Origin of the sequence: Yersinia nurmii, from assembly GCF_001112925.1 — a bacterium.
GTDB classification, from domain to species: domain Bacteria; phylum Pseudomonadota; class Gammaproteobacteria; order Enterobacterales; family Enterobacteriaceae; genus Yersinia; species Yersinia nurmii.
The window spans coordinates 49809-73085 of record NZ_CPYD01000007.1 but is presented as its reverse complement, the minus strand read 5'-3'; the positions used below and the strand labels follow the sequence as shown (position 1 = coordinate 73085).

Below are 23277 nucleotides of genomic sequence, written 5' to 3'. Positions count from 1 at the left end.
ATACTCGGCAATACCAGGGACTTAACCTTTAGATATGTCAGGGATTTATTAAAAATACCTCATTACAGGAGTCAGTATGCTTTTAAAAAAATGGACGATACCTTTGACTGTCGTAGCCTTGTTAGTTAGCGGTAACTTACACGCAGCCTCTATGCCAGCAGTGGAAGCTAAAAATGGCATGGTTGTTTCCTCTCAGCATCTCGCTTCTCAGGTTGGCGTTGATATTCTGAAAATGGGCGGTAATGCAGTCGATTCGGCAGTGGCCGTGGGCTACGCTCAGGCGGTAGTGAATCCTTGTTGTGGGAATATCGGCGGCGGCGGCTTTATGACCATTCATTTAGCCGATGGTACAGACACCTTTATCAACTTCCGTGAAATGGCTCCAGCCGCCGCCAGCGCCGATATGTATCTGGATAAAGACGGTAAAGTGACTAAAGATGCCAGTCTGTACGGCTATCTGGCCTCCGGCGTTCCAGGAACCGTATTGGGCATGGACAGCGCACAGAAGAAATACGGTAAATTAACGCGTAAGCAAGTGATGGAACCGGCGATTCGTCTGGCGCGTGAAGGTTTTATCCTGACGCGTGCTGATACTGACATTCTCGATACCACTACCAAGCGTTTTCGTGAAGATCCTGAGTCCGCTCGTATTTTCCTGCGTAAAGACGGTTCGCCCTTTGAACCAGGAGATCGACTGGTTCAAACCGATTTAGCCAATACGTTGGAAGCTATCGCAGAAAAAGGCCCTGACGCTTTCTACCAGGGGAAAATTCCGCAGGCAGTGGAAGAAGCATCGAAAAAAGGCGGTGGCATTCTGACCGCGGCAGATTTTGCCAACTATAAAATTACCGAAACCGCGCCTGTTACCTGTAGCTATCGTGGCTATAAATTTGTTTCTGCCCCGCCTCCTAGCTCTGGCGGCGTAACCCTGTGCGAAACGCTGAATATTCTCGAAGGTTACGATGTGAAAAGCATGGGCTTTAACTCAGCGGCCTATATTCATACGCTGACAGAAGCCATGCGCCACGCCTACATGGACCGCAACACCTTCCTCGGCGATCCTGAATTTGTTAAAAATCCTATCGATCGCCTGCTCAGTAAAAGCTACGCCGATGAGATTCGTAAACAAATCGTGCAGGGAAAAGCCACGCCGTCAGAAAATGTTCAGCCCGGTAAACAACCTCACGAAAAACCGGAAACCACTCACTATTCGATAGTCGATCATGAAGGTAACGCCGTTTCAACCACTTACACCGTGAACGGCCGCTTTGGCGCAGTCGTCATCGCACCGGGTACCGGTTTCTTCCTCAATGATGAAATGGATGACTTTACCGTCAAAGTCGGCGAACAAAACCTGTATGGACTGGTTCAGGGAGCGACCAACGCCATTGCCCCCGGTAAGCGCCCACTATCATCTATGAGCCCGACGTTAGTGACTAAAGACGGTAAGACCTATATGGTTCTGGGTTCACCCGGCGGTTCGCGTATCATTACTATCACACTACAAACTGCGCTAAATATTATCGATCACGGTATGGCTCCGCAGGAAGCGGTTGATGCGCCACGCATTCATCACCAATGGTTACCGGATGAGGTGTATTACGAGCAACGCGGTGTGTCTGCCGACAGCCTGAAAATCCTGAAGGAAATGGGCTATAAAATGGTTGAACAAAGCCCGTGGGGAGCCGCCGAGTTGATTCTGGTGGGCTTACCGAACGTAGAGGGCGTGTCGCCAGCTAATTCAGGTAATGACTCTGCGGTTTCAGGCAAAGTTCGGGAAGGTTATCTCTACGGTGCCAACGACGTTCGGCGTCCGGCAGGTGCGGCCATAGGTTATTGATAAGTTATACTTATTTATCTCCCTAGATTTAGATAATGAAATAAAGGCTCACACCTGAACGACTGTTTGATAAAACACCCCATCCGTTATGGATGGGGTTAATGGTTACCAAGGCAATGCGTGCCCCCGATAATCGATAAAAGCATGACCGCCCTTACCTGCTAACTTCTCAACCTGATCCACCACGCCACGCACGCTAGTGCTAATGGTTAAAGGTGCAGCATCACCGCCCATATCGGTTTTTACCCAGCCCGGATGGAATGACAATACCGTTAATGAGTTATCCGCCGTTTCTGCCACTAAATGACGAGTCATCATATTGAGCGCTGCTTTACTGGCTGAATACAAAGGCTTATGTCCGCTCTCATTGCTAGTAATACTACCGAGCTGCGAGGACATAAACGCCAATACGCTGTTATGTGGCTTACGATAAGGCAATAAATGCTCGGCAATACGGATAGGAGAAACGGTATTAGTTTGGAATAAGGCCAGAATTTCTTCCGGTGTCGCCTTAAGAGCAGATTCATGCTCTGGGCCTGCTACACCCGCGTTCACAAAAATCAGATCAAATTGATGCCCTGCAATCTGCGGCAAAAATGCCTCAATGCTGGCCGGCTGATTAATATCCAATACTAGCCAGCGAGTGTGATTGGCACCGGTTTCTTTGGCGTGCTGACGCGTCGTGGCAGTCACCGACCAGCCGCGCTGGTTAAGTTCATCCACCAGACCTAAGCCCAGCCCACGAGATGCCCCTATAATTAATGCCGTTTTTTTAGTTACGCTCATTTCTCATCCTTTTCCACTCGTATTGCCGCATTGACGCTTAATGATTAGCAGCGGGAATATTCACCATAGGACAAAAACGGCAAGGAAAGAAGTGGAGAAATCAGTCACTGTAATTCAATTATTTTGAATCCACGGCGTTTTTCACCGTGGATTATGGGCTTCTGTTTAATAGCAAACTCATAGCGTCAGTACTTACCCACTCCGCGCCACAGGGTGAAACTTTCCCCAACCAATTGCAGATTTACATTCTCCGCGTTCAGGATGAGTTGGCTATCACCTTCCTCACGCCGCCAGTTTTCTACATTTAGCAACGGCGATTCCGGTAAACAAATTTCAGCACCCTGACCGCGTTGCAACGCGACCAATATTCGCTCCTGCCGATAAGTGCGCACAAACACCAGCGAATCACCACTGGCGAACACTACCTGACAGCCACCGCGCCGTAGCGCTACACTTTCTCGCCGCAGGGCAATCATGCGTTTACTCAATTCAAGCAGTTGCCGATCCCACTGACTTTCATCCCACGGGAAGGTTTTACGGCAGAAAGGATCGTTTTCACCGTCTAATCCCACTTCATCGCCGTAATACAGGCAAGGCACACCGATCCAGCTAAACAACCAGCCTAAGGCCATTTTCATGCGGCATTTATTACCTTTCAGCAAAGTAATAAACCGTGCGGTATCATGGCTATCCAATTGATTAAATAAGCGTAGCTGGCAGCTATGGGATAAACCGGCGCGGTAGCCGTCCATCCATTGAACGCACTCGGCCGCATCCAGCGTTATCGGGTGAGCCGCAACGTCGACTCCGGCCAAAAATGCCCGAACCGGTAACGCAAAGCCCATATAATTCATCGCCGAATCTTCAACGCCTGCCTGTAGCCAGTTACGCGCATCACCAAAATGCTCACCCAAAATATAGGCCTGCGGATTTTCTTGTTTAGCCGCCTGATAAATTCCCGCTAAATGACGCAAGTTCCCCTTGGCTCCCCCCTGCTCTCCAAGCATATGAACCACATCCAGCCGCCAGCCATCGATGCTGTACGGCGGGCGTAACCAATGACGCACTACGCTATCATCAGCCTGGTAAATTTGATTAACCACGCCATCAGCGGCGAAATTCAGCTTCGGCAGACTACGGTTGCCTTTCCAGTCCAACGCCTGCCCGTCGGGATAGAAGTTAAACCAGTCGCGATAAACCGATGCGACATCGTGGCAGGCGCCGCCAGTTCCCTGTTGATGCCGGTCAAACCAGATATGGGAATCACCGGTGTGATTAAAAACACCGTCCAGTACCAGCTTGATGCCTACGCTACGGGTTTTTTCCCGTAATTGCAGAAAGGCCTCATTACCACCTAAATAGGGATCGACCTGATAATAATCTTGCGTGTCGTATTTATGTACGCTGGGGGCGGTAAAAATGGGGTTCAGATACAGCGCCGTCACCCCTAAATTTTGCAGGTAAGGCAATTTTTGGCAAATACCGGCTAAATCTCCGCCGTAAAACGTGGAAGAAGCATGGATATCCTCCAAAGGCTCATCCCACTCTCGCCGTACCACCGGACAACCGGCCGCATGGTGGAAATAGCTACCGTTCTGCACGCAATGGCTGCCCTGACTGCTGGCAAAACGATCGGGAAATATTTGATAAAAAATTTGATCGGTAACCCAATCCGGCCCCGCGTCAGGTACCTCAATGGCAAACTGCGCCAGCTGAGCCGGAGGCACGACCGAAAAACCCAGCGGGCTAAACCATTGCTGGCGATCGGCCCAGAGTAATTTAAAACAATAGCGACGAGTCGGCTGCCCTTCACGCAGTGGCAAAGTCCCACGATAACGGCGAAAACCATCGTGATCGCGACCTTTCATTGTCAGCAGCCACTCTTCATTATCCGGCTCACAGCGCAGAAAAACCTGCTCCGGTAAGTCATCACCCTGTAACCATAAACTGATGTGTAATGCCTCATTACGCAAATGTATGTAAGGGGGGACCGGTAAATGCCAACCACTTAGCATATAACTCTCCACTTTTAAGCATAATTATCGCGCAATCTGGCCCTGTAGTGCCTATAGCATCGATAAAGTGACCCAATATCTCAATATGCCAACGATGCCATGTTGCTGATGCAATCCCCTCATCTGTCAGCGTAAATATCAGGGAGGAGCCGGGGGGATGAGGAAGCAGAAACAAGCTTTATCTCAGGTATACTGCCCGCTGATGACAAAATAAATAACAGGGAGAACACCGTGGGCGTAACGGATTATCTGGATAAAATTATTGATTGGGCCAATAAGCGCTCAGATATTACCGCACTGATTCTGACCGGTTCGCTGGCGCGTGAGGATCGGATGATCGACGAGCTTTCAGATATCGATATTGAAATCATTGCCGAACGACCACAGGATCTACTGAAAAATAGCGACTGGATCGGCGAGATCGGAGACATCCTTACCTGTCTCCCGCTCGATCCCGATGAAAATCAGGCGTGGGCAACCCGGCTGGTGTTCTATCGCGATGGAACTAAGGTGGATTTTACCCTCGCAGATAGCACGCGGCTGCAAACCATGATCGATGCCTCAACGCTGGATTCGCTATACGAGCGAGGTTATCGGACTTTACTGGATAAAAATGGCGTTGCTTCTCAGTTACCTGCCGCCAGCGGAATAAGCCAGCAACCCTCCTTGCCCACTCAAAAACAGTTTCAGGCCAGCGTCGAAGAATTCTGGTTTGAAGCCGCTCATATTCCTAAATATCTGTACCGTGGGGAGTTATGGACAGTCAAACTACGCGACTGGACCATGAAGGAGCTATTACTACAGATGATGGAATGGCAAGCACTGGCAACATCAACATCGGGCGTAGATACCTGGCATCAAGGTAGCCATATGCCGCAGTGGCTGGCACCACACATATGGCAAGAGCTGCACCAGACCTTTGGTCAATTTGATGCGGACAGCGCCCGCCGAGCCTTTTACGCCAGTATTCAGCTTTATAGCCAGCTGGCGCATAAAGTAGCGGAATCACTCAGCTTAAAGTATCCACAGCAGGTCGAAGATGGGGTTTTATCTCTTTGTAAAAAAATCGAAAAACTGCCGCAAATTAACCGAACTCACTAAAATGTCACCCATAAAAAAACCGGGTTATTAGCCCGGTTTTTTTATGGGATGTATTCAATCGGCGAACTTTATTTAGACACGGCTACCGACGCCGCCTGTTTTTTTTGATAACGCACTTTCAAATAGTAGCCCGCCAACAGCAAGGCCACCCATATCAGGCCGACATACAGCGAAATGCGCGTCGTTGGGAAATAACCAATCAGGCCGATAATAAACAGCAGGAAAATAATCCCAGCGACCGAGGTAAACACCCCGCCCCGCAGAGGGAAATCCAATGCTTTAACCTGATCTTTCGTCAATGAACGGCGGAAAGCGATTTGGGAACACAGAATCATGATCCATACCCAAACGGTCGCGAATGTCGCAAGTGATGCAATCACCAAGAAGACATTTTCTGGCATGATGTAGTTAAGATAAACGGCAATCAGCATCGCCCCCATCATCACCAACACCGTCACCCAAGGCACACCGCGCTTAGAAATCGCACCGAAGACTTTAGGCGCATGGCCTTGTTCAGCCATACCGTTCAGCATACGACCTACGCCGAATACATCGCTGTTAATTGCCGATAAAGACGCAGTGATAACCACAAAATTCAGGATACCTGCAGCAATAGTAATCCCCAAATGCTGGAACGTCAGTACAAATGGGCTACCGTGAGTGCCGACCTGATTCCACGGATAAATCGACATAATCACAAACAGGGTGCCCACATAGAACACCAGAATTCGCCACGGCACTGAATTAATCGCTTTAGGAATCGATTTTTTCGGATCTTCTGCTTCACCGGCGGTAATACCGATGATTTCAATACCGCCGTAGGCAAACATGACCAACTGCAACGACAGCATCATGCCGACAAAACCGTTACTGAAGAAGCCGCCATTCGTCCACAGGTTATGAATTCCCGTCGGTTGACCGCCGTTGCCAATCCCCCAGACAATAATGCCGATACCGGCCAGAATCATGATGATGATGGTGGCAACTTTGAAGAAGGAGAACCAGAATTCCAGCTCGCCAAAGACTTTCACGCTCATCATATTGATCGCGCCGATAATCAATACCACGCTCAGCACCCAGATCCAATGAGGCACGTCTGGGAACCAGACGCCCATATAGATACCAAAGGCAGTAACGTCGGCGATAGCGACAATCAAAATCTCAAAGCAGTATGTCCAACCGGTAATATAGCCGGCCATCGGCCCCAGATAATCCTGCGCATAACGGGAGAATGAGCTGGCCTGTGGGTTATTCACCGACATCTCACCCAGCGCGCGCATGATGATAAAGGCGACGATGCCGCCAATCAGATAAGCCAGCAACACGCTTGGACCCGCCATTTTGATGGCGTCTGCCGAGCCGTAAAACAGGCCAGTACCAATTGCTGAACCCAGGGCCATAAAACGGATATGGCGAGTAGTCAGCCCGCGTTTTAGCTTATTTTTGACTGGTAATTCCATAACAATATCCCGTCTTCTTTCAGCAAAAAGCCACGAGCAAAGGCGCGTGGCTAAAGATACTCTCTTCTGTGGCAATTACTGTTTGGCAGTAACTCGTTGACGTCCACAAATGCGATCGTAGACCGCGACCACCACCAGAATCAACAAGGAAGGCGGCAACCACGACAGGCCTTGATCCGCCAACGGTAACTGTTCAGTCCATGCAGGCAGGACAGGCGCAAAGGTCGACGCCTTGATTCCACCCAAAATACCGAATAACAGGCTGACCAACATAGTTGGCGCCACTATCCGGCTGGCATTACGCCACCAACGCAGAGTGAAGCTCAGAATCACCAGCACAATACACGGAGGATAAATCGCCGTCATTACCGGAATGGAAATTTGAATCAAATGGCTCAGCCCCAGATTGGATACCAACATGGAGAAAATGCCCAGAATGAATACCAGCGCACGGTAAGACAGCGGCAAATATTGGCTAAAGAATTCGGCTAAAGCACAGGTCAGGCCAACCGCAGTGACCATACAAGCGATGAAGATTAGCGCCGCCAGGAACATACTGCCCAAACCGCCGAAAGTATGCTGCACGTAGGCATGCAGAATCACCGCGCCGTTTTGCGCATCCGGTACCAACGTACCGCTGCTGCCCCCCAGCTTGAACAGGCTCAAGTAAACCAGCGTCAGGCCCACACCGGCGATTAAGCCCGCCCAAATGGTGTAGCGAGTCAGCAAACCGGAAGAAACCACACCGCGAGAACGTGCAGCATTAACGATAACAATACCAAATACCATTGCTCCCAGCGTATCCATGGTTAGATAACCATTAACGAAACCGGAAGAGAAAGGCACTTGCTGATAGATTTCGGTTGCAGGAATCTGCGGGCCTGCAGGCCACAGAACCGCAGCAACGCCCAAAATAGCCAATGCGGCAATTTTCAGCGGAGCCAGAATATGCCCAACGGTGTCTAGCAGGCGGCCTGGGTAAAGTGAAATACCAATAACCAACGCGAAATAGATCAAGCTATAGATAAACAACGGCAATGGACCATCGCCAGTCAGCGGAGCAATACCAATTTCGAAAGAAACGGTCGCAGTACGCGGGGTAGCAAACAACGGGCCAACGGCCAGATAACAGACGGTCGCCAAAACCAGGCCCGCAGTACGCCCAATTGGCGAACTCAGCGCATCAATACCGCCGCCAACGCGCGCCAATGCAATAACGGTGATGACCGGCAGACCCACGGCAGTGATCAGGAAGCCAAGTGCAGCAATCCAAACGTGCTCGCCTGACTGAAGGCCGACCATAGGCGGGAAAATGATGTTGCCCGCGCCGACGAATAAGGCAAAGGTCATAAAACCTAATGCCAGTATGTCTTTAGATGATAAACGATGACTCATAGTGGTTGTCGTGTTGCCTAGTTAAAAGGACCAAAAAGGAAAACCCAGGGTTGTTGTCTTTCCGGCTCGATCGAAAACGCTATAACGCTTCACAGAGAGCGCTAATTTCCGACTAATCGGTTTCGATGATTTGCAGTGTTTTTGAAGTTATATGCAGATGGAATAAACCAACAACGGGGGCTAAGTAGAACGTTTATAGCGGAGAAAGGCAAGTCTGGATCGGAAAAGCAGAGTCATCAACCAGATAATTCTTCAATACTAGTTGAACATGTCGGTTATTGAGAAATACACGCCATATGATTTGTATCATTTTTAATCAATTATTAGCATTGGGCGGCCTTCACCGCCCAAAAACTCACCAAACGTCGTTAGCAATATCGACTACCAGCTTGAGTTTTTTCCACTGATCCTGCTCCGTCAGACTATTGCCTTCTTCCGTCGAAGCGAAACCACACTGAGGGCTAAGGCAGAGTTGTTCAATATCGACAAATTTGGCCGCCTCGGCGATACGTTCTTTCACCGCTTGCGGTTGTTCCAAGGTGCCATTTTTCGAGGTAATCAGCCCCAGAACCACCTGTTGCTGTCCCGGTTTGATAAAGCGCAGAGGGCCGAAACCGCCGGCACGCTCCGTGTCATATTCAAGGAAAAAGGCATCGACGTTAACTTCACCAAACAAAATTTTCGCTACTGGCTCATAACCGCCTTCTGAAATCCAAGTCGAGCGGAAATTACCGCGGCACACATGTAAGCCAATGGTCAGGTCCGCCGGCTTGCCTGCCAGTGCCTTATTGAGCACCTGAGCATAAATCTGTGCTAACTGCTCTGGATCTTCACCACGCTCCCGGATCTGACGCTTTTGATCGTCCGAACACAGATAGGCCCACACAGTATCGTCCAGCTGTAAATAACGGCAGCCCGCATCATAAAAGCCCTGAATAGCATCCCGATAGGTCTGTGCTAAATCGTCAAAGTACGCACTCAGATCGGGATAAACCCGCTTATCGATAGCGTTACGACCACCGCGAAAATGCAGCACGCTCGGGCTGGGGATAGTCATTTTAGCCACGGAATTTCCGGCAATACTTTGCAGAAAACGAAAATCCTCCACCATTGGATGGGATCTAAAGCCCAGTTTGCCAACCACTTTGATACTGCGAGCGCGCGTCTGAACACCGTTAAACTGAATGCCCTGCTCGACATCGTAACCTTCAACACCTTCCAAACCTTCGAAGAAATCGAAATGCCACCAAGCCCGACGAAATTCGCCGTCGGTCACCAATTGCAACCCTACCTCCTGCTGCTTTGCCACAATGTGCCTGATTTCGTTATCTTCAATTTCGCGTAACTGGCTAGCGCTAATATCACCGTTCAGGTGCTGCTGGCGCGCCTGTTTCAAAGCGGCAGGGCGCAGCAAACTGCCGACAACATCGGCGCGAAAAGCAGGGGGAGTTCTTGGCATAACAGGCTCCAGACCTTATACCGCCGACTAAAACCGCCACGGCACAAAAAATTTACCGAATGGATAGTTTCTTTGAGTTACAAATAGACATCCAGACGTCCAAATGAATTAACTGGAGAGTCTCATCTCACTGATTTTGATTCAATAGAGGAATTTTCACTGCATATGAAATAAATTCACATACAACTAAGTTAGTGGGTAAACCCCAGCGCTGAACGGGCCTTTTTCAAGCTTTCTGGCGACAAGGGTAGATAGCCGTCACGGCTCACCAGTTCTTGCCCTTCCGGAGATAGAATTCGCTGCAAGAACGCCGCCGTTAGCGGTTCCAGAGGTTTATCCGGCGCTTTATTGACATAGATATAAAGGTAGCGGGACAAGGGATAGCGGTCATTTCGAACATTTTCGGCGGTTGGCATGACGTAATCCTGCCCGGATACCGACAAGGGCAATAATCTGACACCGCTGGCGCGAAAACCAATGCTGGCATAACCGATACTGTTCAGCGAGGTTGCGACAGCCTGAACCACCGAAGCTGAACCAGGTAATTCGTTGACCTGGCTGCGAAAATCACCGCCGCACAAAGCACGTTGTTTGAAATAACCGTAGGTGCCGGAAGCTGAGTTGCGACTATAACGCTGGAGAGAACGCTCGGCCCACGGCCCTTTCAGCCCAAGATCAGCCCAAAAATTTACTGGCTTATTATCACCGCACAATTGATTCTGCGAATAAATGGCGTCCAGCTGTAACAAACTCAGCCCCGCCAGCGGATTATCCTGATGTACCAAAACCACCAGCGCATCCACCGCCACTGGCACGGCTAAAGGAGGGTATCCATAGCGCTGAACAAAAGCGGCAATCTCGGCGGCTTTCATCGGACGGCTCATCGGGCCAAGCTGTGCTGCGCCAGCGGCCAGAGCCGTCGGTGCGGTTGACGAGCCGGCGGCCTGAATTTGCAGATTAATACTCGGATACTGATGATTGAAATCTTCCGCCCACAGAGACATCAGATTCGCCAGCGTATCAGAGCCTACGCTGGAAAGGTTACCGGAAAGCATCCCAACCGGTGCCTGAGCAAAAACCGGTGTGCTGACCCATAACATTGCGCTCAGTAACGCCGTTTTGCTCCATTTCATCATCAGAATATCGTCCGTCAAGCCTAGGTTTTGACCGCATTCTCAGCTAAAACCGTAGGAACAATCAATCGCTTCGGTATGGTAAAGACAAAACGCGTCCCCAAACCGATTTCACTCATTACCTCTAAACGCGCATCGTGGTGACTCAGCGCATGTTTAACAATCGCCAGCCCAAGCCCACTTCCACCGGTTTGCCGCGAACGGGCTTTATCTACCCGATAGAAACGCTCAGTAAGACGAGGAACGTGCTCCAGCCCAATACCCGGTCCGTTATCACTGACCTGAAACTGAGCGCCCTGTGGCGTCAATTGCCAGCACACTTCGATTTTTGTACCGGCTGGCGTGTGATTGACCGCGTTATACACCAAATTAGATACGGCACTGCGCAACTGGTCTTCATTACCAAACACTTTAAGCTGTTCATTCACGCGGAAAGTAATCTCATGGCGACCGCTGCTTAACGCCTGAACCTCATGCTGCAAGAGCTTCAGCATCAGTGGAATATCCACTCGCTCATTCATATCCACATTAGGTGCTGCTTCGATTTTTGATAACGTCAATAATTGCTTCACCAAACCGTCCATCCGTTTGGTCTGCTCTTGCATGGTATTCAAGGCCTTATTGCGCAATGCCGGGTCCAGTTCCTGATCGTGCATCATTTCCAGATAGCCTTGCAGTACAGTTAACGGCGTCCGTAATTCATGGCTAACGTTGGCAAAGAAATTTCGCCGCGCGCCTTCCAGTTGACGCATCTGCGTGACATCTCGCGCCACCATCAGTAATTGTCCTTCCGAATAAGGCATAACGCGAAACTCAACGTAATGGCCATTATTTAGCTGCACGGTCAATGGGCGGCTGAATTCCTGCTGTTGCAGATAATAGGTAAACTCCGGGTAACGCAGCAGGTTAAGAATGTGCTGACCGTTATCTTCCGGCCAACGAAAGCCCAGTAAATTTTGAGCTAACCCATTACACCAAAAGATATTTCCCTCTACGGTCGTCATGACCACCGCATCGGGTAATGATTCAGCGCCGCTGCGGAAACGCTTGATCAACAGCGCCAGCTCACGCCGCCGCCGCCGATTACGCAGTTGCATCTGATAAAGACCATAAAACAACGGCTCCCAGCTCCAGCGTCCGGCCGGCGGCGTCATGCTTCGGTCTAACCATAGCCAATGAGAAAGTTTAAGCTGATTATAAAAATTCCAGATCAGCGCTGCCAATACTGAAACCAGTAATAGCCAGGGGAGATAACCAATGAAAAGCCCGAGTAATAGCGCGGGCAGACAAAAAAGTGCCAGCTCAATAGCCAGCCTTTTCCATGATAAGCGTTCTAGCACGACACATTCTCCGGCACTACAGACTCAATAGCGCGTTGAGAAACGGTATCCGGTGCCCCGGACGGTTTGCACCATTTTGTCATGCCCTTCGGATTCAAGCGCCTTGCGTAAACGGCGGATATGGACATCAACAGTGCGGTCTTCCACATAAACGTTAGTGCCCCAAACATAATTTAGCAACTGCTCGCGGCTGTAAACCCGCTCTGGGTGAGTCATAAAGAAATGCAGTAATTTAAACTCGGTTGGCCCCATGTCTAACGCTTTTTCGTTAGCCATGACCCGATGAGAAGAAGGATCGAGACTTAACCCTTGCATTTCAATCACTTCCTCCACAGCCATCGGTGAAATTCGGCGCATCACCGCTTTAATTCTAGCAACAAGCTCTTTGGGAGAAAACGGCTTGGTAATGTAATCGTCGGCTCCCACTTCCAGCCCACGAACCCGATCCTCTTCTTCACCACGGGCGGTCAGCATCATCACCGGAATATCCCGGGTCATGGCTTCACGTTTCATATGCTTAATAAACTGAATCCCAGAGCCGCCTGGCAACATCCAGTCTAGCAGTACCAAATCAGGGAAAGGCTCAGACAAACGCGTAACCGCGCTGTCATAATCTTCGGCTTCTAACGGTTGGTAGCCGTTTTGCTCCAACACAAAACACACCATCTCGCGAATCGGCGCTTCGTCTTCCACCACCAGTATGCGTCTTGCCATCGTCAATCCTGCCAATATGTTAGCGGTTGCTATTTGATTTCAGCGCCATTATGCGTCAGTTTTATGACAGTTTTATGAAAAAAACCATCCCTTTGCAGCCAATAAGCATAGCGGTTAACCGAAAGGGTGTTGCAAGGTTATTTCAGCAACTTTGCGAAGCCGTTCTGGGATTTCAACCAATCCCCCTTTTTAACCGCGACATCCCCTTCTCAACGTTTATAATCAGCCCCATTGTTAACCTGCCCTCGCGGGAGTTTTATGCGCATTATTCATACCTCAGACTGGCATTTAGGTCAGTATTTCTTCACCAAGAGCCGGGCGGCGGAGCATCAGGCCTTTTTACGCTGGCTTATCCAAAAAGTTGAAGAACATCAGGTTGATGCGCTAATTGTTGCCGGCGATATCTTCGACACAGGTTCGCCACCAAGCTACGCCCGTGAGTTATATAACCGCTTTGTGGTCGATCTTCAGCCTACGGGCTGTCAGTTAGTGGTTCTTGGCGGCAACCATGATTCTGTCGCAACGTTAAATGAGTCACGCGAACTGCTGGCCTATCTCAATACCAAAGTGATTGCCCACGCTAGCAGCGATCTGGAGCAACAGGTTTTCGTTCTAAACGATCGTGAAGATCAGCCCGGAGCCATTCTGTGTGCGATCCCTTTTCTACGCCCAAGAGATCTGATTGCCAGTCAAGCAGGAGAGTCCGGATCGCAAAAACAATTAGCACTACAAGAAGCCATTGCAGCACATTATCAGCAGCTTTATAACATGGCCATCAGCCTGCGCGAACGGCTAGCATTACCCTTGCCCATTATCGCCACGGGTCACCTAACTACCGTAGGCGTCAGCACCTCCGACTCAGTTAGAGACATTTATATCGGCACGCTTGACGCCTTCCCTGCTCAGGCTTTCCCACCCGCTGATTATATTGCTCTGGGCCATATCCACCGCGCTCAGCAGGTAGCAAAGTCAGAACATATTCGCTATAGCGGCTCCCCGATTCCTCTCAGTTTTGATGAACTGAATAAAGAGAAAAGCGTATTTTTGGTGGAATTCTCTGGGCAAAGCCTTGCCGGGGTCGAAACTCTGGCTGTCCCACAGTGGCAACCGATGCAATTAATCAAAGGGGATTTACGGCAGATAGAGCAACAGCTCACTGCTTTTAGCCAGCTTCCCGGTCCGCCGGTATGGCTGGATATTGAAGTGGCCACCCAAGACTATCTCAGCGATATTCAGCGACGCATTCAGGCATTAACGGAGAATCTCCCGGTTGAAGTGGTACTCCTGCGCCGCAGTAAAGAGCAGCGCCAAAGCAGTATTCATCAGCAAGAGAAAGAAACGTTGAATGAGCTAAGCGTTAGCGACGTCTTCGAACGTCGCCTCGCGTTAGAAACGGAGCTAACAGAACAACGACAGCAGAAAATGCGAGAAATGTTTCAACAAGTTGTCGATGAAGTCACGCTGAATGCCGATGCAAGAGAAGAATAAGTATGAAAATTTTAAGCCTGCGCCTAAAAAACATTAACTCATTACAAGGCGAGTGGAAGATTGATTTTACCGCCGAGCCTTTTGCCAGTAACGGTCTTTTCGCCATTACTGGCTCAACCGGCGCGGGAAAAACAACGTTACTCGACGCGATCTGCCTAGCGCTGTACCACCAAACACCACGGATAAAAGTCTCACCCAGCCAAAATGAGCTAATGACACGCCACACCGCTGAGTCACTGGCGGAAGTGGAATTTGAGGTAAAAGGTGTCAGCTATCGCGCATTCTGGAGCCAGCGACGAGCCAAAAACTCTCCTGAAGGCAATCTGCAAGCCCCTAAAGTTGAGTTAGCCCTATGCGCGGACGGTAAAATACTGGCGGATAAAGTCGGTGATAAATTGTCACTTATCGCCTCGATTACCGGGCTGGATTTCGGCCGTTTCACTAAATCCATGATGCTATCTCAGGGGCAATTTGCCGCCTTTTTGAACGCCGATGCTAACGATCGCGCCGAGCTGCTGGAAGAATTAACCGGCACAGAAATTTACGGTCGCTTATCCGAGCAGGTCTTTGAAAAGCATAAACAGGCTAAAGCCGAACTGGATGCCTTATATTTACGAGCCAATGGCATTGAACTGCTGAATGAAGAACAGCGGCAGGATTTACAACAACAGTTAGACACACTGCATCAGCAGGAACAACAGTTCAGCGTCGAATTACTTAACCTGCAAAATCAGGTCGCCTGGATTACGACTTTGCGCCAGTTGCAACATAATGTGCAGCAATTCGCTCAACAACATCTGCAGCTAGAAGAAGAGTATCAACAGGCACAGCCCGATCTCCAACGTTTGGCGCGCAGTGAACCCGCAGAAAAACTGCGCCCATTGCAACAAGAACGGAATCGCTGCCAGCAAGATTTGCGGCAAGCGCTGCAACATATCGCGACCTTAAAACAGCAGCAACAGCAACAACAGCTGCGGCTCTCGCCGCTGACGCTAGCCTTGGAACAGGCCACCAGCGCCCGGCTACAGCATGTTGAACGGCAGCGCGAGCTGGAAACCCTGATTGAACAGCATATCATTCCGTTAGACAACCATATTGCCGAACAACGGAAAACCTTGTCGCAACTCGATGAGGAGAAACTTCAACAGCAGAATAAAACGCAGAAAAGCCAGCAACAGCTTGAACAAGATGAACGCCTGCTAGTGGAAACACATCAGGGGCTGCAACAGCTAGCTGACTACGTTCAGCAAAATACTCATCATCAACATTGGGAAAAGCATCTGCCGCTATGGAAAGAACAGTTCCGTCAACAGCGCAGCCAACGTCAACAACTCGCTGATAATCAGCAAGTTTTACAACAACAAGCGACACATATCGTTGAGTTGCAACAGAAACTCGCCGTACTCAGAGCTCAGTGCGAACAGCAGCAGGCAACATTGGCGCAAGCCACAATTCAGGCTGAAGCCAGCAAACAACGGCTGGAGGCGCTGGAAAAACAGCACCCTCAGGCACAATTGCGTCAACGGTTTGCTGAACTTAGCGAGCAAAGAAATACCCGCCAGAGGCTCGCTGCCTTATCACCTCTGGCTTTACAGCTACAGGCCCAACACCAGAAAAACCAACAATATCTGCTTGATCAAAACCAGAAACTGTCACAACTCGAGCAGCAGTTGGTAGAAAAAAGACAGCAATACGCCCAACAAAAACAGCACCTTGCTGATTTGGAAACGCTATGGGATCGCGAAAAACAGATTGTGACATTGGCAGCAGAAAGAGCCCAATTGCAGTCAGGAGAAGCCTGCCCACTGTGCGGCTCCCTTGAACACCCGGCTATAGCTGAATATCAAGCAGTAAAACCGTCCGAAACTGCGATTCGCGTGGAGACATTACGCGCACAGGTTGATGAGCTGTCTAAGACGGGCAGCGGATTAAAAGCCGAAAAAGAAAATCTGCAGCAGCAAAAATCACGTCTGGAACAAGAATTACTACAAAGTGGTCAGCAGTTAGCTGAACACCAGCAAAACTGGCTGGCGTTGACCGCGCGGTTAGCTCTGAATTTCACGCTGGATGAACCGACGCAGTTAACTGCGTGGCTAGATCAACAGGAGCAGGAAGAGCAAAAATGTCAGCAGAAACTGTCCGAATTTGAGCAACTCAACCAACAATATCAGCAGGCAAAAGACACATTGGTTCAAGCCGAGCAGAATCAGCAGAAGAACCTGAATGAAGTCGGCCTGCAACAACAACGCCTGCAAAACATTCAGCAAGCTCAGCTGCAGTTACAGCAGACCGACCAGCGTCAGCAGGACGAATATCGACTACAGCAACAGGATTTCCTCAATACATTAATCAAGCTCGATCTACAGCAGCCTGAGCCGGAGCAGCAAACTGAGTGGCTAGATCTACGGGAATATGAATGGCAGCGCTGGCAGCAGAACCAGCAGCTTCAGCAACAGCTGGTATTACAACAAAAAACGCTGGAAACGCGGATAGAAAGCGAGCGCCAGCACCAAAAAGAGTACCACGACCAATTATTGAATCTAGAGCAAAAGCTCAGTCAGGCACACCGTGCGTTACAGCAATATATTCAACAACGCCACAGACTATTTGGCGATAAGGTTGTTGCAGACGAACGGCAAAAACTGCGAGCAGAACAACAGCAAGTCGAGCTAGCGCAACAGGCCGCCGCCGAAGCACTGCAACAGTTGCAGTCTCAGTTGAGTCGATTAGGCGGTGAATTAGCTCAACTGGAACAGCAGTTGAAGCAATATCAGCAGAAGGCCAGCCAAACTCAGGCCGAATTCCAACAGGCTCTTGCCGCGAGCGTGTTTGATACTGAAGTCACGTTTGCCGCAGCTTTATTAGATGAAAGCCAGCGCCACTCTTTACTCCAGTTGCAACAGCAGTTGAATGAACGCTTGCAGCGAGCACAGATCCGCCTACAACAAGCGAATGACAATCTAAACCAACACATGAAACACTGCCCGTTGGGTATCGACCCACACAGCGATTTATGCGAGCGGCAAGGAATCACAGAGCAGATGGCTCTGCAGCTAAAAGCTAACACCCTGCGTCAAGGGGAACTGCGTAATCAGTTAGAGAGCGATACACATCGACGAGCCAGCCAATCAGCCCTGTTCGAGCAGATAAAACATAACCAGCAACAATACGACGACTGGAGTTACCTCAATCAACTTATCGGTTCAAAGGAAGGCGATAAATTCCGTAAGTTTGCTCAGGGTTTGACTCTCGATCATCTGGTTTATCTGGCTAACAACCAGCTTAACCGGCTGCATGGCCGCTATTTACTCCAACGGAAAAGCAATGATGCACTGGAGTTACTGGTCGTAGACACCTGGCAGGCCGATGCCGTTCGGGATACCCGCACGCTTTCAGGAGGTGAAAGTTTCCTGGTCAGCCTGTCTCTGGCATTAGCCCTTTCCGATCTGGTCAGCCATAAAACCAGTATTGATTCGCTGTTCCTTGATGAGGGCTTTGGTACTTTGGATGCCGAAACGCTGGATACCGCGCTAGATGCTCTCGACAGCCTGAATGCAACGGGCAAAACCATCGGTGTGATCAGCCACGTCGAGGCAATGAAAGAACGCATCCCGGTGCAAATTAAAGTTAAGAAAATTAATGGATTAGGTATTAGTAGGCTTGATAATACTTTTGCAGTTAATTAAAGGCAGTGTTATGGAAAGATGAAGCAAGAAGCAGCCGAAATCCAAGCTCAGACCGTAAGATTACTACAGATCAACGAGTGAATGCCTAGTGAACTTTGAATCTGGAGTCTGTGGCATTAAGCATTAAGCATTAAGCATTAAGCATTAAGCATTAAGCATTAAGCATTAAGCATTAAGCATTAGGCATTAGGCATTAGGCATTAGGCATTAGGCATTAGGCATTAGGTATTAGGTATTAGGTAAATTAGCACCGTTTACTATTAATCTAATGCCGCTTTCGCCAGCCAATAGCCGCTTATTACAGGTAGAGAAAGGCGGCTATTCCTATTCTCTAATACATAATGAAACTAAGCGCCGCGTAGAGATTTAGCATGTATTCGGTATGAACATAGCCATAGATAAACAAGGGCAACGGACGAAGCGATTAGCCGCCAAACTGCCCTAATAAGATTCCTGATATGCCTGTAGTCACCCGAAAGAGCAATGATCAGGCAATCACACTATTGCTGCGGCCACAGCCATGCGGCACCACGCACGCCGCTGGAGTCACCGTGTATCGCCTTGCGAATCGGCGTTTCACACTCCCCACCGAAGACCCACGGACGTATCAAATCAGGCAATGTACAATACAAACGATCGACGTTACTCATCCCGCCGCCCAATACAATCACATCCGGATCGAACAGGTTAATCACGTGAGCCAGTGATTTCGCGAATCGTTGCTCATAACGTTGCATCGCCTGCTCGGCAATCACATCGCCTTGTTCCACAAGAGTAATAATTTCATAACCTTTCAATGGCTTGCCGCTTAAACGAAAATAATCCATAGCAAAGCCCGTTCCTGACACAAAGGTTTCGATACAGCCCTTCTTACCGCAATAGCAGGGAACCTCTAATTGATAACGCCGTTCCTCCTCATCCTGCCACGGCAACGGATTATGCCCCCATTCACCGGCGATACCGTTTCCACCAGAATGAACACGCCCGCCAATAGCGATACCCGAACCACAGCCGGTACCAATAATTGCCGCAAAGACCAAATGTTTCCCTGCTCCGGCACCGTCTGTTGCTTCGGAAACAGCCAGACAGTTAGCATCATTAGCCAGTCTGACTGGGCGGGCAAGCAAATCAGATAAATCGCGATCCAACGCCTGCCCATTCAACCATACCGAATTGGCATTTTTTACTTTCCCACTAAAGGGGGACAAAGTGCCCGGAATACCTACCCCAACGCTTCCTTTCTCGCCAGTCGCTTCCTCCGCATCCGTAACCAAACTGGCAATAGCCGATAGCGTTTGATGATAGTCATGACGAGGCGTTTCAATCCGCTTACGAAAAAGCTCTCGTCCATCATTCGCCAATGCAATGACTTCTATTTTAGTACCACCCAAATCTATACCAATGCGCATTGCGCCTCACCTCATTGAGCTGATGACTTTATTTTTAGCGAAATTTTTTGCGTCATTCCGCAAACTCAGACGTGCCAATTATTAGCTATTGCATACTAGTTTGGACAATCATTATGCATCTCACAATCTTTGCATTTATCTATTTGACGCTACCGACAATTTAAATAATTCATCACCCTCAGCAAGCGATGAGTTGCAGTGCTTTTTCACGCAACATTTCGATTCAGACCCAAATTCATCACGCTATTTTGCTAGGGACTGCGGCTTCAATTCGTTATCATGCCGCCCTGCGTTTGATTAACACGCGTGCTTTTAGCGCGCCCGAGCTAGGGATAACACTATGCTGTGGTTTAAAAATTTAATGGTTTACCGTTTGAGCCGGGAAGTTTCACTGTCTGCGGACGAAATGGAAAAACAGTTAAGCGCCCTGTCTTTCACCCCGTGCGGCAGCCAAGATATGGCAAAGACCGGTTGGGTGCCTCCGATGGGCTCTCACAGCGATGCTTTAACCCATACAGTTAATGGGCAAATCATTATTTGTGCGCGTAAAGAAGAAAAAATCCTGCCTTCACCGGTGATTAAGCAAGAGCTACAGGCCAAAATCGAGCGTCTGGAAGGTGAGCAGCACCGCAAACTGAAGAAAACGGAAAAAGACTCGTTAAAAGACGAAGTTCTGCATAGCCTGTTACCGCGCGCTTTCAGCCGTTTTAACCAAACATTCCTATGGATTGATACGGTTAACGATTTGATTATGGTCGATGCGGCCAGTGCCAAACGCGCCGAAGACACGCTGGCGTTGCTGCGTAAAAGCCTAGGCTCACTGCCTGTCGTGCCTTTGACTTTAGAAAACCCTATCGAACTGACATTGACCGAATGGGTTCGCTCCGGTGAATTACCTGCCGGTTTCGCGTTGATGGACGAAGCAGAACTGAAGGCTATTCTGGAAGAAGGCGGCATTATCCGCTGCAAGAAACAGGCTTTAGTCAGCGATGAAATTGCAGTACATATCGAAGCGGGTAAATTAGTCACCAAATTGGCACTGGACTGGCAAGAACGCGTGCAACTGGTACTGTCTGATGACGGTTCACTCAAACGTCTGAAATTCTCAGACGCACTTCGCGAACAAAATGATGATATCGATAGGGATGATTTCGCCCAGCGTTTCGACGCCGATTTTATTCTGATGACCAGCGAACTGGCAGCATTGATCAAAAACCTGATTGAAGCTCTGGGTGGCGAAGCACAACGCTAAGTTTGCCGCGCATTTGAAGACGTTGCCCCCTCTGGCATGGAGAGGGCAATATTTTGATTAGCTTAGGTATTTGCACAGATAAGCAGAGGCTTCTGCAACTTGCAGATTAAATTCGCTCTGTCCAGGAATGTAAAAAGTTTCTCCCGGCATAAACACCTGCCAGTCAGGAGAACCAGGGATCAAAACTTTCAATGCCCCAGTAATTACCGTCATTTCCTCGGGTTGGGCGGTACTGAAAGTATATTCCCCTTCTTCCATTACCCCAACGCTCGCGCGCCCAATGCTGCTACTGTCATAACCGATGGACTTCACTTTCCCGGTAAAATATTCATTAAATTTCAGCATAGTTTGGCACCCGCATCCTAATCATTGATGAGATTTCATATTAGGGTCACAGCATTCATTCTGTCACTGATTATTACGACAAAATGCGATCGCAGGCCAATTCATAGGGGTGGTTGCTGATAAAGCGAACAATAGAGGTAAAAAAACCGGGGCAATCGGCCCCGGTGATGATAACAACAGAAGAATTATCTAATCACAGCGTTACATAATCAGTTCAGCAGCCAGCTTCGCCACCAGCACGTTCGATAACAGAACCGGTATTCCGAGCCGACGTTGTAAAAAATCCCGATGTTTTTGGTGATAGCCAATGCAATCCAGCACAATAACCTGCGCCCCCTGCTGCAGCAGCGTTTGCGCAGCTTGCTCAAGTGTCGGCTCATCGGCCAGATAAGGGCTGGCGACGGCGAAACAGGGAGGTGAAGCCAGCATTCCCCACTTGGCGGCCTGCTGTTCAATTTGGTCTAAGAGTGGCACTACGATCCCGACCTGATGATCGCTGACAATCGCAGCGATCAACGGTGGAATGATGCGATCCGGCTCCAGCAACAATGCTTCGCGGGTTTTCAAATGATGAAACTGCCCGGTACATAACAGTAAAATAATGCGGCATCCCTGAACTTCAAGCTGCTCAATTTTCTGCTGTAAACCTCGTTCAACTTTATTTGCATCCAAAGAAACCTGAGTGCCATCGCTCAAACGCGAAACCAGCACATGGTCGCCGCGCTCAATTGGCTGATATTGTTCCTCCACCTGCTTCCAATCCAGCCCATCCAGCAGGCCAATATGCATAACCTTATCCGACGGTAGGTATTGGGATAACAGCGGCATAATATCGCTGCGCGGTGCCTGGCCTATGGTTAATGTTGCCAATGACGCATTCATAGGACGACTTCGCCATGTTCGGGCTGGCGCTGTTGTAGATGTATCAAAGGGCCATAAAGTGCAATAAGCCGTGCATATTCTGATTCGTCATAAAACTGACAGGTTCCGCGGCCAAACTCTTTCGCTACTTCTACGGCAAATTTTACTGCGAGCGCGATATCTGTCTCATGGCTGGCACCGGTTCCACAGCCGGGAACTACCGACTGAGTACAAATGGCGACGCCAACCACCGGCGATGAAGTAGCCGTTGAGGGCTGCAAAATACTGTTCAGGTGATGCACGCCATTACCATAAGGAGTGATATCAGGAATAGTAATAGGGAATGTAACGGCATGGCTTCCACTGGTCATCTCCATAATACGCAGCAAATCTTCGGCGACGCGCAGGATATAACCTTGCTTAACCGTAGGTGATAACGCATAGCCTTTATGATTGATGATGCGATTACCTTTAGTGGTATCAATTGATAAAATTGCATCCGCTTCCAGCATCACCTCGTTATTATTCATGGTGATGTCATCAATAGGGGAATCCATAAAATCGACGGGATCGTGTGGCCGAGTTGGCGCATTGGGGCAAATATGAGTGGTAATCACCACATCACCGGCCAAAATATCGCCTTTACTACGCATTTCCGCCAGTTTCAGCGCGCTGGAAATTGCTGCAATGGCGCCGTCAGCATCAGAAACCACACCAATGCGTACAGGTCGCGCACCAATACCGCCCAAACGACCAATGATGCCCAGCGTCGGTGCCGTGCCGCCCAAAGTTTTACCCGCACTTCCCACAATTTCTATTCGTACAAAATCCGTGCTGCCTTTTGGCCCCGTGGCACGGACCGTGCTGGCCTTAACTCCTGAATAATCAACAAACAGTTCCACGATATCCTGACCAGAAACATGGGCACTATCAATCAATTCAAAAACGCGTAATGTTTGTTGCAAGCTCATCAGGAATATCCTTCATCATTAG

17 protein-coding genes are annotated in these 23277 nt (G+C 49.3%); 5 read left to right on the top strand and 12 right to left on the bottom strand.

Going from position 1 to position 23277, the window contains the following annotated elements; translation table 11 throughout:
- Positions 1–76: 76 nt before the first annotated feature.
- Positions 77–1840 carry a gamma-glutamyltransferase gene (gene ggt / locus AD970_RS10375; protein ID WP_049598487.1) on the top strand — a complete coding sequence of 588 codons (1764 nt, stop codon included), beginning with the start codon at positions 77–79 and terminating at the stop codon, positions 1838–1840.
- Positions 1841–1945: 105 nt separating this feature from the next.
- Here the strand turns inward: ggt and AD970_RS10370 are convergent, their stop codons facing one another.
- Both AD970_RS10370 and malZ read right to left on the bottom strand, forming a co-directional pair.
- Positions 1946–2626: an SDR family oxidoreductase gene (locus AD970_RS10370; RefSeq protein ID WP_049598485.1), complete on the bottom strand. Its 681-nt coding sequence runs from the start codon at positions 2624–2626 to the stop codon at positions 1946–1948.
- Between the two features lie 185 nt (positions 2627–2811).
- The gene (gene malZ, locus AD970_RS10365; protein WP_049598484.1) at positions 2812–4641 is read right to left on the bottom strand and encodes a maltodextrin glucosidase; all 1830 of its coding nucleotides are present in this window, start codon (positions 4639–4641) and stop codon (positions 2812–2814) included.
- 231 nt (positions 4642–4872) lie between these two features.
- Between malZ and AD970_RS10360 the strand changes: the two genes are divergently transcribed.
- On the top strand, positions 4873–5742 hold the full coding sequence (locus tag AD970_RS10360; protein ID WP_053215271.1) for an aminoglycoside 6-adenylyltransferase: 870 nt from the start codon (positions 4873–4875) through the stop codon (positions 5740–5742).
- Positions 5743–5810: 68 nt separating this feature from the next.
- Here AD970_RS10360 and proY read toward each other — a convergent pair whose 3' ends face one another.
- From proY to phoB, 6 genes are all read right to left on the bottom strand, one after another.
- The gene (gene proY / locus AD970_RS10355) at positions 5811–7202 is read right to left on the bottom strand and encodes a proline-specific permease ProY (protein WP_049598481.1); all 1392 of its coding nucleotides are present in this window, start codon (positions 7200–7202) and stop codon (positions 5811–5813) included.
- Positions 7203–7277: 75 nt separating this feature from the next.
- The gene (brnQ, locus tag AD970_RS10350; RefSeq protein WP_049598479.1) at positions 7278–8597 is read right to left on the bottom strand and encodes a branched-chain amino acid transport system II carrier protein; all 1320 of its coding nucleotides are present in this window, start codon (positions 8595–8597) and stop codon (positions 7278–7280) included.
- 355 nt (positions 8598–8952) lie between these two features.
- Positions 8953–10056 carry a cobalamin-independent methionine synthase II family protein gene (locus AD970_RS10345; protein ID WP_049598478.1) on the bottom strand — a complete coding sequence of 368 codons (1104 nt, stop codon included), beginning with the start codon at positions 10054–10056 and terminating at the stop codon, positions 8953–8955.
- Between the two features lie 191 nt (positions 10057–10247).
- Complete coding sequence (locus AD970_RS10340; protein WP_049598705.1) at positions 10248–11189, bottom strand: PstS family phosphate ABC transporter substrate-binding protein; 942 nt, start codon at positions 11187–11189, stop codon at positions 10248–10250.
- Between the two features lie 23 nt (positions 11190–11212).
- Positions 11213–12529 carry a phosphate regulon sensor histidine kinase PhoR gene (phoR, locus tag AD970_RS10335; RefSeq protein WP_049598477.1) on the bottom strand — a complete coding sequence of 439 codons (1317 nt, stop codon included), beginning with the start codon at positions 12527–12529 and terminating at the stop codon, positions 11213–11215.
- Between the two features lie 24 nt (positions 12530–12553).
- Positions 12554–13243, bottom strand: a complete 690-nt coding sequence (gene phoB / locus AD970_RS10330; protein WP_049598476.1) for a phosphate response regulator transcription factor PhoB — start codon at positions 13241–13243, stop codon at positions 12554–12556.
- Between the two features lie 258 nt (positions 13244–13501).
- On the opposite strand from phoB, the gene sbcD reads away from it, so the two are divergent.
- Both sbcD and AD970_RS10320 read left to right on the top strand, forming a co-directional pair.
- Complete coding sequence (sbcD, locus tag AD970_RS10325; RefSeq protein ID WP_049598475.1) at positions 13502–14731, top strand: exonuclease subunit SbcD; 1230 nt, start codon at positions 13502–13504, stop codon at positions 14729–14731.
- Positions 14732–14733: 2 nt separating this feature from the next.
- Positions 14734–18417 carry an SbcC/MukB-like Walker B domain-containing protein gene (locus AD970_RS10320; RefSeq protein ID WP_049598474.1) on the top strand — a complete coding sequence of 1228 codons (3684 nt, stop codon included), beginning with the start codon at positions 14734–14736 and terminating at the stop codon, positions 18415–18417.
- 500 nt (positions 18418–18917) lie between these two features.
- On the opposite strand, the gene mak is transcribed toward AD970_RS10320, so the two are convergent.
- On the bottom strand, positions 18918–19826 hold the full coding sequence (mak, locus tag AD970_RS10315; protein WP_049598471.1) for a fructokinase: 909 nt from the start codon (positions 19824–19826) through the stop codon (positions 18918–18920).
- Positions 19827–20166: 340 nt separating this feature from the next.
- Here mak and rdgC point away from each other — a divergent pair, with 340 nt between their 5' ends.
- Complete coding sequence (gene rdgC, locus AD970_RS10310; RefSeq protein ID WP_049598470.1) at positions 20167–21078, top strand: recombination-associated protein RdgC; 912 nt, start codon at positions 20167–20169, stop codon at positions 21076–21078.
- A gap of 57 nt (positions 21079–21135) precedes the next feature.
- Here rdgC and ppnP read toward each other — a convergent pair whose 3' ends face one another.
- The 3 genes from ppnP to AD970_RS10295 form a co-directional block, all read right to left on the bottom strand.
- Positions 21136–21423: a pyrimidine/purine nucleoside phosphorylase gene (ppnP, locus tag AD970_RS10305; RefSeq protein WP_049598469.1), complete on the bottom strand. Its 288-nt coding sequence runs from the start codon at positions 21421–21423 to the stop codon at positions 21136–21138.
- 201 nt (positions 21424–21624) lie between these two features.
- Positions 21625–22305 (bottom strand): AroM family protein, encoded by a 681-nt coding sequence (locus AD970_RS10300; protein WP_049598467.1) that lies wholly within the window; start codon positions 22303–22305, stop codon positions 21625–21627.
- Entirely contained in the window at positions 22302–23255 is a 954-nt protein-coding gene (locus tag AD970_RS10295) for a DUF1177 domain-containing protein (RefSeq protein WP_049598465.1), read from the bottom strand. The genes AD970_RS10300 and AD970_RS10295 overlap by 4 nt, the downstream gene beginning before the upstream one ends.
- Between the last annotated feature and the right edge of the window lie 22 nt (positions 23256–23277).

What these genes read in the sequence shown, in the direction of transcription:
- ggt (WP_049598487.1), top strand. Translation starts at nt 77, where the DNA reads ATGCTTTTAAAAAAATGGACGATACCTTTGACTGTCGTAGCCTTGTTA.
- AD970_RS10370 (WP_049598485.1), bottom strand. Translation starts at nt 2,626, where the DNA reads ATGAGCGTAACTAAAAAAACGGCATTAATTATAGGGGCATCTCGTGGG.
- malZ (WP_049598484.1), bottom strand. Translation starts at nt 4,641, where the DNA reads ATGCTAAGTGGTTGGCATTTACCGGTCCCCCCTTACATACATTTGCGT.
- proY (WP_049598481.1), bottom strand. Translation starts at nt 7,202, where the DNA reads ATGGAATTACCAGTCAAAAATAAGCTAAAACGCGGGCTGACTACTCGC.
- brnQ (WP_049598479.1), bottom strand. Translation starts at nt 8,597, where the DNA reads ATGAGTCATCGTTTATCATCTAAAGACATACTGGCATTAGGTTTTATG.
- AD970_RS10345 (WP_049598478.1), bottom strand. Translation starts at nt 10,056, where the DNA reads ATGCCAAGAACTCCCCCTGCTTTTCGCGCCGATGTTGTCGGCAGTTTG.
- AD970_RS10340 (WP_049598705.1), bottom strand. Translation starts at nt 11,189, where the DNA reads ATGAAATGGAGCAAAACGGCGTTACTGAGCGCAATGTTATGGGTCAGC.
- phoB (WP_049598476.1), bottom strand. Translation starts at nt 13,243, where the DNA reads ATGGCAAGACGCATACTGGTGGTGGAAGACGAAGCGCCGATTCGCGAG.
- sbcD (WP_049598475.1), top strand. Translation starts at nt 13,502, where the DNA reads ATGCGCATTATTCATACCTCAGACTGGCATTTAGGTCAGTATTTCTTC.
- AD970_RS10320 (WP_049598474.1), top strand. Translation starts at nt 14,734, where the DNA reads ATGAAAATTTTAAGCCTGCGCCTAAAAAACATTAACTCATTACAAGGC.
- mak (WP_049598471.1), bottom strand. Translation starts at nt 19,826, where the DNA reads ATGCGCATTGGTATAGATTTGGGTGGTACTAAAATAGAAGTCATTGCA.
- rdgC (WP_049598470.1), top strand. Translation starts at nt 20,167, where the DNA reads ATGCTGTGGTTTAAAAATTTAATGGTTTACCGTTTGAGCCGGGAAGTT.
- ppnP (WP_049598469.1), bottom strand. Translation starts at nt 21,423, where the DNA reads ATGCTGAAATTTAATGAATATTTTACCGGGAAAGTGAAGTCCATCGGT.
- AD970_RS10300 (WP_049598467.1), bottom strand. Translation starts at nt 22,305, where the DNA reads ATGAATGCGTCATTGGCAACATTAACCATAGGCCAGGCACCGCGCAGC.
- AD970_RS10295 (WP_049598465.1), bottom strand. Translation starts at nt 23,255, where the DNA reads ATGAGCTTGCAACAAACATTACGCGTTTTTGAATTGATTGATAGTGCC.